Source organism: Capnocytophaga sp. oral taxon 864, assembly GCF_002998835.1.
In the GTDB taxonomy this organism is placed as follows: Bacteria; Bacteroidota; Bacteroidia; order Flavobacteriales; family Flavobacteriaceae; genus Capnocytophaga; species Capnocytophaga ochracea.
Genome location: NZ_CP027232.1, coordinates 1,125,512 through 1,140,500 on the forward strand (window position 1 = coordinate 1,125,512; position 14,989 = coordinate 1,140,500).

A 14,989-nucleotide genomic window follows, 5' to 3' on the forward strand; every position below is an offset into this window, starting at 1 on the left:
AGTTATGTATACAATAAAAATAAAGTGTTAAATTTTAACTATTTTTTAATCTTTTGTAGTAGATTTGCGCTCTAAACCGAGCTTATACAGCAATGAATAGACAAAAGAAACATACCCAAGCCTTTGTTCTGGTAGCACTTTTATTCTTACTTTTTGGAGGTTTAACAGTGCTCATACAGCTTTTATTACCTCATCTTCGTGATGTGTTTCAGTTGCATTATTCCAATGTAGCCTATATTCTCCTATCTTTCTTCTTGTCTTACTTATTTTTTTCTATCCCTGCAGGTTTTATTCTCACTAAAATAGGCTATCAGCGGAGTATTATCTTAGGTCTTTTGCTCATCTCCTTAGGCGCTTTGCTCTTCTATCCTGCTGCCGGGGAACGCTTATATTGGATATTCTTAACTGCTATCTTCGTATTAGGCTGTGGCGTTACTTTCCTCCAAGTGGCTATGAACTCTTATGTGGTAATCTTAAGCGATGAAGCCACTACGCCTCGTCGGCTCACTTTCTCTCAAGCTTTCAACGCCATAGGCACTACTATTGCTCCTATATTTGGAGCCGCTTACTTACTGAGCAACGAGATAAAAAAAGAAGCTGAAATAGAAGCCTTAGACACTACAGATAAGCTTATTTATTTTCGTGAAGAAGCCTTTTCTATACAATTACCTTTTTTGTATATAGCCTTATGGGCACTTGCTTTAGCATTTGTTTTTGCAGTAGTTAAATTACCTTATGCTTATAGAATAAAAGAAGAAGTAAATAAAGACAGTTATTGGAATCTTCTCAAGAAAACTCCCTTACTGTTGGGGGCTATAGGTATCTTCTTGTATGTAGGTGCTGAAGTAGTGATAGGAAGTTATGCAGTAAACTACTTCATCGATATGAACATCACTAAGGATATTTTAGAGAGCCCCTCTATTTGCTTTATTGTAGAAACGCTTGGCTCATTGGCAGGAAAACCTCATCTAACCTCAGCCGACCCCAAGGCTATTATAGCTGTTTTTCTCACTTTCTACTGGGGAGGTGCTATGTTAGGACGCTTTATCAGTGTTTATCTCATCAAGTGGATTGCTCCCGCCAAAGTTCTCATTACTTTTGCTATAGTTGTCATCTCTCTTATTTTGTTTTCTATCAATACTGGTGGTTTGCTCTCAATGTGGACTTTATTAAGTATCGGCCTCTTCAACTCTATGATGTTTCCCACTATCTTTGCGCTTGCTTGTGAAGGGATAGACGAACTCAAAACTCAAGCTTCAGGTATCCTTTGTACGATGATTGTCGGTGGCGGACTCTTGCCTATTCTGTACGGTTCTCTTACCGACTATATAGGTTTCCGCTTAGCATTCCTCACCTTAGTAGTTTGCTACGGTTATATCGCTTTCTTTGGTTTTTACAAGAACAATAAATAATTTATTAAAGGTTAATGGTCAATAAAAGACTTTGTCAGAGTCCATAATTTACTAATTTTCAATTTTGTTAATTTGCTAATTCCACGAACAGTTCTTCTCCTTCTTTTACTACTTTCGCTACTTTCTTACTGGTAAGACCTTTAATGGCTTTATCCCATTTCTTGTTAGAAAATGCCGTTTGTGTTTTTAGAGCATCTAAAAGCAGTCTTTCTGAGGTTTTTAAAAGTTCAAACACTACTTTCTCGTCTTCCGAAAGCTCTACTTCTTTCTTCTCAGGACGCATTTGTGGGAAGAAAAGCACTTCTTGTATGCTCTCATTATTGGTGAGGAACATTACAAGTCTGTCCATACCGATACCCAAACCTGAGGTAGGTGGCATACCATATTCAAGAGCGCGCAAGAAATCTTGGTCAATGAACATCGCTTCGTCGTCGCCTTTTTCTGAGAGTCGCAATTGTTCTTCAAAGCGCTCACGTTGGTCAATAGGGTCGTTCAATTCCGAATAAGCATTGGCAATCTCCTTACCGCATACCATTAACTCAAAACGTTCAGTAAGGTCGGGGTTGTAGCGGTGTTCTTTGGTCAGTGGCGACATCTCTTTGGGGTAATCAGTGATGAAAGTAGGCTGAATGAAGTTACCTTCGCATTTCTCACCAAATATTTCATCTATCAGTTTGCCCTTGCCCATCGCCTCGTCTACCGCAATACCGATAGACTGTGCAAAGGCTCTCAATTCGTCTTCTGTCTTTCCAGTGATGTCAAAGCCTGTGAACTGTTTAATAGCATCAGTCATCGTAAGGCGTGGATAAGGAGCTTTGAAATCTACTGTATGTTTACCAAAGGTCGCCTTAGTAGTACCATTCACGGCTATAGCGCAATGTTCGATTAAGCGTTCAGTGAAGTCCATCATCCAGTGATAATCTTTGTAAGCCACATAAATTTCCATAGCCGTAAACTCAGGGTTGTGAGTTCTATCCATACCCTCGTTGCGGAAGTTCTTAGAAAATTCATACACTCCGTCAAAACCTCCTACAATAAGACGTTTTAAGTAAAGTTCATTGGCAATACGCATATACAGCGGAATGTCCAACGCATTGTGATGGGTGATAAACGGACGTGCACTAGCTCCCCCTGGTATAGCTTGTAGTATTGGCGTCTCTACTTCCAAATACCCTGCATCGTTAAAAAACTGACGCATAGCATTGAAGAGTTTAGTGCGCTTGATAAACACTTCTTTCACTTGTGGATTTACTACCAAATCTACATAGCGCATACGGTAGCGTTGTTCAGGATCGGTGAAGGCATCGTGTACTTTACCATCGGCATCTATCTTAGGCATAGGTAGCGGACGCAATACTTTTGAAAGTAGCGTAAAGTTCTTTACCAACACGGTTTTCTCACCCATTTTAGTGATGAAGAGCGTTCCTTCAGCACCTATAAAGTCACCTAAATCCAATAACTTTTTAAACACCTCATTGTAAAGCGTTTTATCATCGGTAGGGCACATCTCATCACGGTTGAAGTACAATTGCATCGTGCCTTTACTATCCTGCAAAGTAGCAAACGAGGCTTTTCCTTGTACACGCAACGACATTAATCTACCGGCTACAACCACTTGTTTACCTTCTTCATAATGGTTGGCTACGTCCTTAGAGGTAGTATCAACCGGGTATAATGGAGCGGGATAAGGGTTTATCCCCAATTCTTTCAATTTAGAAAGTTTTTCTCTACGAATGATTTCTTGTTCTGATAACATCTTTTTTAATGATTAACGCTTAATGATAAATGGTTAGTGGCTAGTGATTAATTGGAATACTTTTAGGGTGCAAAAGTACGGCGTTTTTTTGACTTACACAATAGTATTCGCAAATAAACACGACGTTCATATTTAAAGTTTTAAGAGTCTTCTCCCTTACAATCCTATTTATTCTGTAAAACAATTCTTCATAGTGTGTTTTTGCTAGCAAAGATACTAAGTTATTTTTAAATGTGAACACTGTGCATTGAAGTACTTTTATATTCTCTATACAACATCCGTAATACACAAAGAGAGAGACTAAGAAGTAACTACGCTGATGTTCACCTATAAAAAAGACTGCCTAAAAAATTATATTTAGGCAGTTTTTCGTATATGATGTATCGTTTTATGCTATCCAAAAACGTGTAAAGCTTCAAAACTTACCAAAGTAAGATAACCTAACACAAAACCTAAAAGGGCTATCCATAAGATGTTTTTCACATACCAAAAGAAATTAATCTTCTCCATACCCATAGCTACTACTCCCGCAGCCGAACCGATGATAAGCAAACTACCTCCTGTGCCCGCTGCATAAGCGATGAAGTGCCAAAGACCACTATCCATAGGTTCTTGGAACATACCCATACTGGCAGCTACTAATGGTACGTTGTCTATTATAGCAGAGGCGAAACCTAAGAGCAAAATCACTACGTTTGTACTTGGGATAGTCTCATTCAATGTTTGTGCAAAGTTAAAAAGCGTACCGATAGTTTGCAATGAAGCCACTGCCAAGAGGATTCCTAAAAAGAATAGTATGCTGGAAAACTCGATACGGCTCATCGCACGGTGAATACTGAATTTATCCTTATCAGTTGATGAAAGTTCTCTAATAGGTTTTAATTTTTCAGAAATAAACCACATAGTAGCCAATGAAAAAAGCATCCCTATATAAGGAGGTAAGTGTGTAATCGATTTAAAAATAGGTACAAAGATAATAGAGATAAAGCCTATTACCAACACAGGCATACTGCTCTTGTAAGTAATACTCTCTTCGCTGTTAGAAGTGTCTATTTTCCCTTTGAATACAGGTAAAAACGAAGCAACTAACAAAGGTACTATCAAGCATACAATAGCAGGAATAAGTACGTATTCTACTAATTTAGCAGCGGTTACTTTGTTTTTTACCCAGAGCATAGTAGTTGTTACGTCACCGATAGGAGACCAAGCCCCTCCTGCATTGGCAGCGATCACAATGAGGGAAGCATACCAAATGCGCTCTTTTTGGTTAGGTATGAGCTTACGTACAATGGTTATGAGAATAATGGTAGTAGTAAGGTTGTCGATAATAGCAGAGAGAAAAAAAGCAATAACACCTATAATCCAAAGCAATTTTACTTTGCTTCTGGTGCGAATCATCCGCTTGATGATTTCAAACCCACGGTGCATATCAATGATTTCTACAATGGTCATTGCACCGATTAAGAAGAAGAGTATTTCGGAAGTTTCAGCTAAGTGATGTCGTAGTGCTTCATCAATAGCATTACTGTTGTTAGCTATATCTACAGGCACTAACACTCCGTTGATCACTTCTAGTACATCAAGATTAAATACTTTAAGTATCGTCCAACAGATGACAGCCATAGCTAAGGCTGAAATGGTTTTGTCTACCTTTATTTGGTGTTCGGTAGTAATACAAAGATAGCCAATGAAAAAAATGGCAATAATCCACGCTTCCATATAATAAATTCTATTTTAAAAATTAACGTGGCGCAAATGTACTAAAACTTCTCGTTATATACCAAATCTTTTTAAAAATTTTTATTCGCAGATAGGGCTTGGTACACCACTCCTTGTATCTTTTGGCGCACCAATCGGTTTACTAAAAGTTTATTGTCAGAAGAGGGATAAGTGCGGTTCGAGAGGATAACTATTACTATTTCATTAGTGGGGTCAGCCCACGCAAAAGTACCCGTAAAACCAGTATGTCCAAAGCTATCCATTGGCACACAACCACAAGTAGGACCTGATTTGCCTAACTGTGGTTTATCGAATCCTAAACCTCGACGGTTACCTTCTGGACAGTAATTACAAGTGTTGAAGATTTTTATAGCCTGAGGTTGCAAGAACCACGTACCACCGTAATACCCTTGTTGGAGGTACATTTGCATCACTTTGGCTACATCGTCGGCAGTTCCAAAAAGTCCTGCGTGTCCACCAACCCCTCCTAAAAGGGCTGCTCCTTGGTCGTGTACGTACCCTCGAAGCTCCTGAGAACGAAAGGTCTTTTCATCTTCGGCAGGTGCAATATTTACAGGAGAGAAGCGTTGCAAAGGAAGAAAAGTAAGCTGGTAGGCTCCTAAACCTCTATAAAAGTGCTTCTGAACGATTTCTTGTAGGGGCTTCTTGTTTTTTTTTTCTATGTACTTCTTGAAATAATAATAAGGGAGGTCGCTATATAAATATTTTTTATCTTTGATAAGCTCACTCTCGTCAATTGTTTTATAAATACTGTCAGTATACCCTTCTCTAAGATATAAGTCTTTGGCTACCTCAGTAGGGAAAGAATCACTTTTGGTAGTGCTGTAATACTCAGGCGAAGGCTTTTTATCAATGTCTAAGGTTTTTCGGTAAAAAGGAATCCACGACTGGAACTGAGCATAGTGCGAGAGCACATCTTTCATTGTCATATCTCCCTTGTTTGTATGTTTGAGCTTGGGTAGCAAATCCTCAAAAGTATCTACGGGTTTGAAATCTCCACGCACATAAAGGCGCATCAGTTCAGGGAGAGTAGCCAATATCTTCGTAAGCGAAGCGAGGTCGTAAATAGTGTTGTCGGTCACTTTATTGGCTGGATTGTAATCTAAAGTACCAAAATTCTTGCGATAAACTACCTTTCCTCTTTTGGCAACCAATACCTGCATCCCTGGCGTCATCTTTTGTACTACGGCATCAAGAGCAATACTGTCTATCTCTTTTAGTTTAAGAGAATTGAGTCCCACGCTTTCAGGTAAGCCGTAAGCTAAGCGTCCTATTCTAGGAGTAGCAATTGAAGTGCCTACGGGTAAGTTAGGGTGTGCTGTTACAGGCAAAACTCCTTTGCCCTCAATAGCACCAAAGATGAGTTGAGCAGCTTTCTCTTGCGCTACTTTGTGGTTTTGGTAAGCAAATACAATAGCTTTAATAGAAGCTATATTTTTCACGTCGAGCATCGCATAGGGTCGAGTAAACACTGCGAGGATTACCTTCTTTTTCTTAGCAATATGCTCTAACCATTTCAGTTCGTTCTCTGTAAACTTGTATGCGTCCCAAGGGGTCTTATCTGGTTTGTGCAACCCGATAATAATCGTGTCAAAAGATTCAACTGCTTCATATAGCTGTGCCTCATTCTTAGGCTCAATAAGCACGGTCTCTGCGTATTTGCGTAAGGTGGAATAAAACGCCCAACCACTGTCGTTGCCAAACTTCACATAGGCTATTTTTCGCTTGTCTAAGTCTTTTATAGGCAGTATATTTTCCTTGTTTTGCCCTACCGTAATCGCATTTTCAAACAGTTCCTCAGTGAGCAAATCATCTTCTACCGTGTGCAAAGTCGAGGTTACAGTGCTTTCGTCTAGCTGTTTAAAAGATGTGAGCCCCACTTTGTATTTAGCCATTAGTATTTTCTTTACTGAATGTGCTAAACGTTCCTCACTGATGCGTTTGTTCTGGTAGGCTTTCTTCATTGCCTCAAAACCCTTAGCTACATTAGCTGGCATCAGCAAAATATCGTTACCCGCCAAGAAGGCTTCTACTTCCACTTCGCCTACGGGCAAGTATTCCGATACCCCTTTCATACCAAGTGCATCGGTAAAGATAAGCCCTTGATAACCTAATTTCTTTTTGAGTAAATCAGTGATAATAGCACTTGATAACGAGGAAGGTAGCCCTGTTTTAGGTTCTAAGGAAGGAATATTAAGGTGCCCTACCATTATGCTAGCTACTCCTTCTCTGATGAGGGCTTTAAAAGGATAAAGTTCTATCTCGTCAATACGGTTAGCAGCAAAAGATATAAGCGGTAGAGTTTTATGAGAATCTTTAGAAGTATCACCGTGACCAGGAAAGTGTTTGGCACTGCCCAGCACCCCTACCGACTGCATTCCGCGAGTAAAAGCAAGCCCTTTTTGGGTTACATTCTCTTTATCCTCGCCAAACGAACGATTTCCTATAATAGGGTTATTCGGATTTGTGTTAATATCAATATCAGGAGCAAAGTTAAACTGCATACCCAATTGCTTGCAGTGTAACCCTATACGTCTACCGGTACGTTCTACAAGATAGTTATCTTTGATTGCCCCAAGGGTCATATTCCACGGGTAAGCATAAGTAGAGTCCAAGCGCATCGCCAATCCCCACTCGGCATCCATTGCCATAAAAAGCGGAATTTTAGAGAGTGCTTGGTATTCATTGGTGAGCTTTGCCTGACGCTTCGGCCCTCCTTTGGAGAAGATAATCCCTCCAATGTAGTATTTCTTTATGAAGTCTTTTACCTCCTCGGCTTTTTTTGTGCCTATATGGCTTGAAAATACCGATACCATAAACAGTTGCCCAATCTTTTCATCAAGGCTCATTTTGTTATAAGTGTCGTTCACCCACTGCTGTTGTGCTTGGGCATCGGTAGTTGTTAAAGGAGATTTATTTTGGGCAAGTGTAGTAAATAGTGATAGGTTAAAAAAAGTAATTAGTAAATAAGTCTTTCTCATTTTTTAAGATAAAAAGTAAAAGGTAAGAAATAACAGATAAGAGGCGTTTTACTTGCCTTTTACCTTGTTACCTCTTACCTTTTACCTATTAAAATTCGTCTATGTTATAGGCTTTAAGTTTGTTGTAAAGTGTTTTACGTGTAAAGCCTAACAGCTTAGCTGCTTCTGTTTTATTATTATGGGTCTCGTGTAGCGCACTAATAATGAGTTCACGCTCGTTTTCTTTGGTTGAAAAAGAAAAACGCTCGGTAGGGAAATGGCGTGTTTCGGTAATTACAGGCTCTGGCAACTCATTTTCGGTAATATAATCACCTTGTGTGAGTAGGGCAGCGCGTTTCACCGTGTTCGATAGTTCGCGCAAGTTACCTCCCCAAGTGTATAAAAGCATCTTTTGTACCGCCTTTTCAGTAAACCCTTGTACGTTCTTATGTAGCTTTTCATTTGCTTTTTCCAAGAAGTATGAAGCAAATATCATCAAGTCGTCTTTGCGCTCACTTAGCGAAGGTACTTTTATCGAAAACTCATTCAATCGGTGATAAAGGTCTTCGCGAAACTCTCCTTTTCCTACTGCTGCCAATAAATCTTCGTTGGTAGCTGCCAATACACGAATATCAACTTCTATTTCCTTAGAACTACCAATAGGTTTAATACGGCGCTCTTGTAGGGCACGTAGCAACTGTATTTGGTTGTCATAGCTTAGGTTTCCTACCTCATCAAGGAAAATAGTACCACCATTTGCCTCTTCAAAGTGTCCTTTTTTATCGGTAATTGCTCCCGTAAACGAACCCTTTACGTGACCGAAGAACTCACTCGATGCAATTTCTTTAGGAATAGCACCGCAGTCCACCGCAATAAAAGGCTTGTTACGACGCTCACTTTTCAAGTGAATAGATTTGGCTATCACCTCTTTACCCGTACCACTTTCACCAGTAATGAGTACCGACATATCCGTAGGGGCTACCAAACTGATAAACTTATTCAGCTTTTTAGAAGCGGCACTTACACCTTCTATATATGAATTTTCGTTAGTAACAACAGGCTGAGCAGCTTTGCCTGGGCTGTTGTCCGCCTTCACATTTTCCTTCTTAGGTAACGAAGCCGTACGCGTACTGCTTTGCGCATTCTTAATAACATTCAGTACGTCCTCTTGTTGGAACGGTTTCGATATATAATCAAAAGCACCCAATTTCATTGCCTCTACCGCAGTCGATACTTCCGCATAGCTGGTCATTACCACTACAGGCAAATCTGGATATACTTCTTTCACCTTTTTCAAGAAATTGATACCGTCACCATCGGGCAAACGTAAATCAGTGAATACTAAACTTAGCGATGCATTTAGGCTTTTCTCCGCTTCTTCTAAATTATAACATCTTACTACTTCATATCCATTGCGCTCCAAAAATTTACCTAACATTTTGGAAAAAACTACATCATCTTCTACTAAAAGAATTGGATTCTTCATACTTTATATATGTCTTTTTAAATTAAAAAATATACTGTTTTTAGCCGTTCTATCACTTATCATCATATGATAAAAATATGAACATCAGCTTTGTGCGTTTAAAAAGCGCTCTTTAAAACAGGACAAAAATTTTGCAAATATACAAAACTTTTCTAATAAACATACTATATTAATAAAAAAAGACTTTCTTTTTTCAAGAAAGTCTTTCTTCAATGCATATAATATAAATACTACTACTAACTCCCAATATTTGTTAGTACTTTAAGCTAGCTTGGCTAAACTTAAAGGAATGTCTTAAAATAGTTTAATAAATGATTGTGTTTAAACAATTAAAATTTTAGCAATGTTCTTAATATAAAAGTTGTTTCCCAACAACACAATGAAATGAAATTTAATTTTTAACAACAGTTTTGTTTAATGATTCTTATCTAACAATGTTTCTTTTAGCAATTTTTTCAGTAATTTAATTTTTAACCATTTTCTGTTTGTGACAAATCATTTATTTTATTACTATGCACAATAAGTTCTATCAACTTACGCCTACTATATAGAAAATTCCGTGCCAAAATACCGCAAATCTGTTCATAACTACATTAAATCACTTATTATCAACATAATAAGTTATTAACAACCTATTGATAACTTGTTAGTATCCCGTGCGTAACCTGTGTACAAAGTGTGTAGTTATACACAAAATGTGTAAATATGTAACCTTTTACACACTATCGTTCCTCAGTCCAACCCCTCCTATACAATACTATCTCCTCCCCTTCTCTTCATCTTATTTTTATCTTAACCTCAATTCAACCATCAGATTCATCTCACAAGTGCTACTTATCCCACAAGTCTGAGTGTACAAAAGAACTATTTTCCCCACTACCCTTCTACCAATTCTCTACCAATTGCCCGTACAGCTCGTCTCTACCCGCCGTGCTACACCCTCACATTACCTTCACCATTCGTCCCTCGCTATTCGTTATTTCTTCGCTTTCCCGTCGCCACACTCTCCCTTTTCGAGGTAGCTAGCAATAGCTGGGCCTGTGCACCGCGATAGCGGAGTATGTGTAAAAGATGAGGTTTGTCTCCTTTTCCAGCTAGTCCCCCTTCGGAGGTTCGGGGGCTTACCCAATAAATGACTCGCCACAGTTCCCCCTTTTGAAGATAGCCAGCGACAGCTGGGTATGTGAGAAGGGAGATATTTTCATCACATTACCTTCGTCATTCGTCATTCGTCCCTCGTCATTAATTCCTCTTTCTTTCGCCTCGAAACCCCGTTTTTACCATTTTTTGCATTGTTGTATTATATTATGAATCAATTATTTATATACCCTTCCTATACCAATCGTCCAAGATTCGTATAAGCTTCCTATAAGCTCTCTATAAGCTAACCCCACCCTCCTTACACCCTTTTTTCACCAAAAACGCCCTTAACCTTCTTCTGAAAATCTCCGTTTCCTTCCGAATTCTCCAATCCCTCCTCTAACCTGTCCGACCCGTCCATTCCCCTTGGTGGTATTATCAGTATTTTTGGCATTTTTGGTATTTACCCCATTCTCTAATTTGCTAATTTCCTCATTTCCTCATTTCCTCATTTCCTCATTTCCTAATCATTTCTTCATTCGCAATTATTTATTATCTTTGCCCCCGTATGAAAATCCTGATTATAGAAGACGAAAAAGAACTGCGCCTCACCCTGCGACAGTTCCTCGAACAAGAACACTTTTTGGTGGAAACAGCGAAAGACTACCCTTCGGGGCTAGCTAAACTTGCCGACTACGACTACGATTGCATTCTCTTGGATATTATGTTGCCCAACGGTAGCGGTATGCAATTGCTCGACGAGCTTAGGGCGATGAAAAAGAACCATTCGGTGCTTATCATCTCGGCGAAAGACTCAGTAGAGGACAAGGTGCTCGGACTCGAAAAGGGTGCTGACGATTATCTTGCAAAACCTTTTCACCTCGCTGAACTCTTGGCTCGCGTCAAATCAATTATACGGCGCAAAAACCAGCAAGGTGAGGAAGTGATTACCCTCAAAAACGTACAGCTCTTCCCCGAAACCCGTACCGTGAAGGTAGGCGATACAACGCTTACTCTCAACCGAAAGGAATACGACCTGTTGTATTACTTTATCATTCGTCCTGAACGATTGGTAGAGAAAACCACCCTTGCCGAAGCTGTCTGGGGAGACTATATCGACCAAGTCGATAGCCTCGATTTTATCTATTCGCAAATAAAGAATCTCCGCAAAAAACTCAAAACTGCCGAAGCCGAAATAGACCTGCAAGCGGTTTATGGCATTGGTTATAAATTGGTATAACTATGAAAATATCACTGAAAAACTACACCTTGCGCTACCTCACACTCACCTTTTTGCTCATCTTGGCGGTGTGGGCGGCGGTGTTCTACGCTTATATTTTAGATGAGGTGTACGACAATATCGATGACGGACTGAAAGACAAGAAGACGCTTATTATTCAAAATATCCTTCGCCACCCCGAACTGTTAAAGATAAATGAATTTGGTATCGAGGACTTTAGAGTGTACCCTTCGCAAGAAGATTTCTCCGACCACAATATTCTTAGTAATGCCTTTTTCTATATGCCTTTTGATGATGAAGACGAGCCATACAGGGTACTCAAAACGAGCTTCTACGACCGCGATATGAACCCTTATACGCTTGAAATACGCACCTCTACGGTAGAAAAAGACGATTTGTTGTTCAATTTAGCCATTGCGTTAGGGGTATTGTATGTGGTGTTGGTACTCTCAATGTATCTTGTCAATCTGTTAGTTATCAACAAAATATGGAAACCTTTCAAGGGGATACTCACAGCTATTCGCCAATATGAAGTAGGGAATAAAACCAAACTACAGCCCATCGTTACTGATGTAATTGAGTTCAACGTGTTGCACGACAATATCCAGCAAATGTGGCAACGAAACGAAGTGGTATTTGAAGAACAGAAAGTGTTTATTGAGAACGCTTCACACAAATTGCAAACACCCTTAGCTATTACCCTCAACAAATTAGAACTATTAACCGATGACCCTTCACTGACCGAAAAGCAATTAGTTCAGCTCAGCGAAGTCAAGCAGTCACTAATGCGAATGACTCACTTAAACAAGTCGCTACTGATGCTCACCCGCATAGAAAATCACCAATACAAGCAAGCCGAGAGCATATCGTTTCAAGCACTCACAGCAACTATTATAGAAGATCTCAGTGATTTAATAGCCTTTAAAGAATTGGAAATTACGGTGAAAGAAGATAGTGATTTTCAAGTGGAAATGAATAAGGATTTGGCAACGGTACTCGTGTCGAACTTATTGCGTAATGCCATTAAATACACCGAAAAGGGAAGGGAGATACAAGTCCGTTTAGAAGAAAACTGTTTTCAAGTGAAGAATACTGCCAAAGACGGAATACGCTTACACCCTAGCAAGATTTTCCAACGCTTCCACAAAGGGCAACAGGAAGCTACTTCCACCGGCTTAGGCTTAGCTATTGTAAAGTCTATCGCTGATAGTTATCAATTGCAGGTGAAGTATAGTTTTGAAGAGGAAATGCACTGTTTTACTTTAAAGAAGAAATAAGAAACAAAGGCTGTCCGAAAAACTATAACAGCATAAACTTTTCGGACAGCCTTTAATCATTAACCACTAATCATTAATCATTAATAAGATAGGACAGTGGTCGCTGTGTTTAGCCTCGGGGAGAATAAGCGCGCGCTCCATACGGTTTTCTAAGGGAGCAGATACCAAGTGATAATCGATACGCCAACCCTTATTGTTGTTGCGAGCATTCGCGCGATAGCTCCACCACGAGTACTGATGTGCTTCTTTGTGGAAATAGCGAAAACTATCAATAAAACCACTCTTCATAAACTTATCCAACCATTCGCGCTCTATCGGAAGAAAGCCCGATACATTGGCATTTCGTATGGGGTCGTGAATGTCTATCGCCTCGTGACAGATGTTATAGTCACCACAAATAACGAGGTTAGGCACCTTCTGTTTCAGTTTGTCTATGTACTTTTGAAAGTCAGCCATAAAAGTCAGTTTGAAGTCAAGGCGGTCAGGGTTTGTACCTGAGGGCAAGTACAGACTCATTACTGAGAGCGTCTCAAAATCGGCGCGAAGCACCCGTCCTTCCTTGTCCATATAGTCGATACCCGTACCTACTTCCACGTGCTTAGGTTCTATTTTAGAGAGTATCGCTACGCCACTATAACCTTTCTTCTCTGCACTGTGGTAATACTGATATTTATAGCCCAATTCCGAAAAAACTTCCGTAGGGATTTGGTCTTCTGTAGCTTTAATCTCTTGCAAGCACAACACATCGGGGTTAGCACTTTTCAGCCAGTAGGCAAAGCCTTTCGTAAGCGCTGCCCTAATGCCATTTACGTTATAACTGATAATTTTCATTAGTAGCCCGTTCCTTTTTCTCCTTTTAAGATAGCAATACCGTTCGATGTGCCAATGCGTTGAACCCCTAAGTTTACGTACTGCATAGCTGTTTCGTAGTCGCGTATACCTCCTGAGGCTTTTATTTTTGCCTTGTCTTGCACACATTCTTTCATTAGTTTCACATCTGCAAGGGTAGCCCCTCCTGAGCCAAATCCTGTAGAGGTCTTTACAAAGTCCGCTTTAGCATCAAGAGCCATACGGCAAGCCAAGCGTTTTTCTTCGTCAGTGAGGTAGCAGGTTTCGAGGATTACTTTTAGCACTCTATTCTCACCTACACAGCGTTTCAGCGATATAATTTCGTCTAACGCTTTGTTCACTTCACCAGATTTTAACAAGCCTACGTTTAGCACCATATCAATCTCGTCGGCACCATCGGAGAGAGCTTCACCCGTCTCAAAGTATTTTGCTTTAGCCGACATTGCTCCTAAGGGAAAGCCTACCACGCTACACACCTTGATATCAGTGCCTGCTAAAAATTTCTTAGCTGTTGTTACATAACAGCTATTCACACATACCGAATAAAAATCGTACTCCACTGCTTCTTTGCAAAGGGTCTCAATATCCGCAATGGTAGCCGTTGCTTTTAGAAGCGTGTGGTCAATTAGTTTGTTTAATTCCATATTGTTTTAGTTAAAAGTTAAAACTAAAAAGAATCCAACCGATTCTTTCCTTATTGTCAATTCTTATTTGTTCTTACACTCGTGTTATTACAACTTTCTTCTTAATAGTTGTAAGTAAGGGGAAGTCTAACGCACTTATTTCTGTTTGAAATCTTACAATTTCCGCCTGAGTAGCTTTAAATATTTTTGGCAAAGGTAGATATTTTTTTTCTAACAACAAAGATAGTAAAGCGAATCTAAGAATTAAAAAGAGTGATTATCTCTGATTAACAATATCGTGATTGCTTTTGCGTCACATCTCTCGTCATTCATCATTTGTCATTTCTTCCCTTTTCCGTCACACTCCCTTCTAGTGCCTATGGCCTAAGGCCTATCACCTCTTCCTCTTTCTTTCGCCTCGAAACCCCGTTTTTAACATTTTTAGCCTTGTTGTATTACATTATGAATCAACTTTTATACACCCTTTCTATACCAATCGTCCAAGATTCGTATAAGCTTCCTATAAGCTCTCTATAAGCTAACCCCACCCTTCTTACACCCTTTTT

At 39.6% G+C, this 14,989-nt stretch carries 9 protein-coding genes; 3 read left to right on the top strand and 6 right to left on the bottom strand.

Features of this window, described 5'->3' with window-relative positions; genetic code table 11:
- The first annotated feature begins 92 nt into the window (after window positions 1-92).
- Window positions 93-1,412 (top strand): sugar MFS transporter, encoded by a 1,320-nt coding sequence (locus tag C3V44_RS05035; RefSeq protein WP_106095749.1) that lies wholly within the window; start codon window positions 93-95, stop codon window positions 1,410-1,412.
- A 67-nt stretch (window positions 1,413-1,479) separates the two neighbouring features.
- On the opposite strand, the gene lysS is transcribed toward C3V44_RS05035, so the two are convergent.
- The 4 genes from lysS to C3V44_RS05055 all read right to left on the bottom strand — a co-directional run bounded on the left by lysS (window position 1,480) and on the right by C3V44_RS05055 (window position 9,354).
- Window positions 1,480-3,168, bottom strand: a complete 1,689-nt coding sequence (gene lysS / locus C3V44_RS05040) for a lysine--tRNA ligase (RefSeq protein ID WP_106095750.1) — start codon at window positions 3,166-3,168, stop codon at window positions 1,480-1,482.
- A 393-nt stretch (window positions 3,169-3,561) separates the two neighbouring features.
- The gene (nhaD, locus tag C3V44_RS05045) at window positions 3,562-4,887 is read right to left on the bottom strand and encodes a sodium:proton antiporter NhaD (protein ID WP_106095751.1); all 1,326 of its coding nucleotides are present in this window, start codon (window positions 4,885-4,887) and stop codon (window positions 3,562-3,564) included.
- 71 nt (window positions 4,888-4,958) lie between these two features.
- The gene (locus C3V44_RS05050; RefSeq protein WP_106095752.1) at window positions 4,959-7,889 is read right to left on the bottom strand and encodes a glycoside hydrolase family 3 N-terminal domain-containing protein; all 2,931 of its coding nucleotides are present in this window, start codon (window positions 7,887-7,889) and stop codon (window positions 4,959-4,961) included.
- Window positions 7,890-7,977: 88 nt separating this feature from the next.
- Complete coding sequence (locus tag C3V44_RS05055; RefSeq protein ID WP_002670899.1) at window positions 7,978-9,354, bottom strand: sigma-54 dependent transcriptional regulator; 1,377 nt, start codon at window positions 9,352-9,354, stop codon at window positions 7,978-7,980.
- A 1,648-nt stretch (window positions 9,355-11,002) separates the two neighbouring features.
- Here C3V44_RS05055 and C3V44_RS05070 point away from each other — a divergent pair.
- A complete protein-coding gene (locus tag C3V44_RS05070; protein ID WP_009411863.1) occupies window positions 11,003-11,674 on the top strand; it encodes a response regulator transcription factor in 672 nt (223 codons plus the stop codon).
- Between the two features lie 2 nt (window positions 11,675-11,676).
- Entirely contained in the window at window positions 11,677-12,951 is a 1,275-nt protein-coding gene (locus C3V44_RS05075; protein WP_106095753.1) for a HAMP domain-containing sensor histidine kinase, read from the top strand.
- A 66-nt stretch (window positions 12,952-13,017) separates the two neighbouring features.
- On the opposite strand, the gene C3V44_RS05080 is transcribed toward C3V44_RS05075, so the two are convergent.
- Window positions 13,018-13,782, bottom strand: coding sequence for an exodeoxyribonuclease III (locus C3V44_RS05080; protein WP_106095754.1), 765 nt, complete (start codon window positions 13,780-13,782; stop codon window positions 13,018-13,020).
- Entirely contained in the window at window positions 13,782-14,444 is a 663-nt protein-coding gene (gene deoC / locus C3V44_RS05085; protein ID WP_015782573.1) for a deoxyribose-phosphate aldolase, read from the bottom strand. Before deoC ends, C3V44_RS05080 begins: the two co-directional genes overlap by 1 nt.
- Between the last annotated feature and the right edge of the window lie 545 nt (window positions 14,445-14,989).

Coding starts and splice junctions, on each gene's coding strand:
- deoC (WP_015782573.1), bottom strand. CDS start 14,444: ATGGAATTAAACAAACTAATTGACCACACGCTTCTAAAAGCAACGGCT.
- C3V44_RS05055 (WP_002670899.1), bottom strand. CDS start 9,354: ATGAAGAATCCAATTCTTTTAGTAGAAGATGATGTAGTTTTTTCCAAA.
- lysS (WP_106095750.1), bottom strand. CDS start 3,168: ATGTTATCAGAACAAGAAATCATTCGTAGAGAAAAACTTTCTAAATTG.
- C3V44_RS05080 (WP_106095754.1), bottom strand. CDS start 13,782: ATGAAAATTATCAGTTATAACGTAAATGGCATTAGGGCAGCGCTTACG.
- C3V44_RS05050 (WP_106095752.1), bottom strand. CDS start 7,889: ATGAGAAAGACTTATTTACTAATTACTTTTTTTAACCTATCACTATTT.
- nhaD (WP_106095751.1), bottom strand. CDS start 4,887: ATGGAAGCGTGGATTATTGCCATTTTTTTCATTGGCTATCTTTGTATT.
- C3V44_RS05070 (WP_009411863.1), top strand. CDS start 11,003: ATGAAAATCCTGATTATAGAAGACGAAAAAGAACTGCGCCTCACCCTG.
- C3V44_RS05035 (WP_106095749.1), top strand. CDS start 93: ATGAATAGACAAAAGAAACATACCCAAGCCTTTGTTCTGGTAGCACTT.
- C3V44_RS05075 (WP_106095753.1), top strand. CDS start 11,677: ATGAAAATATCACTGAAAAACTACACCTTGCGCTACCTCACACTCACC.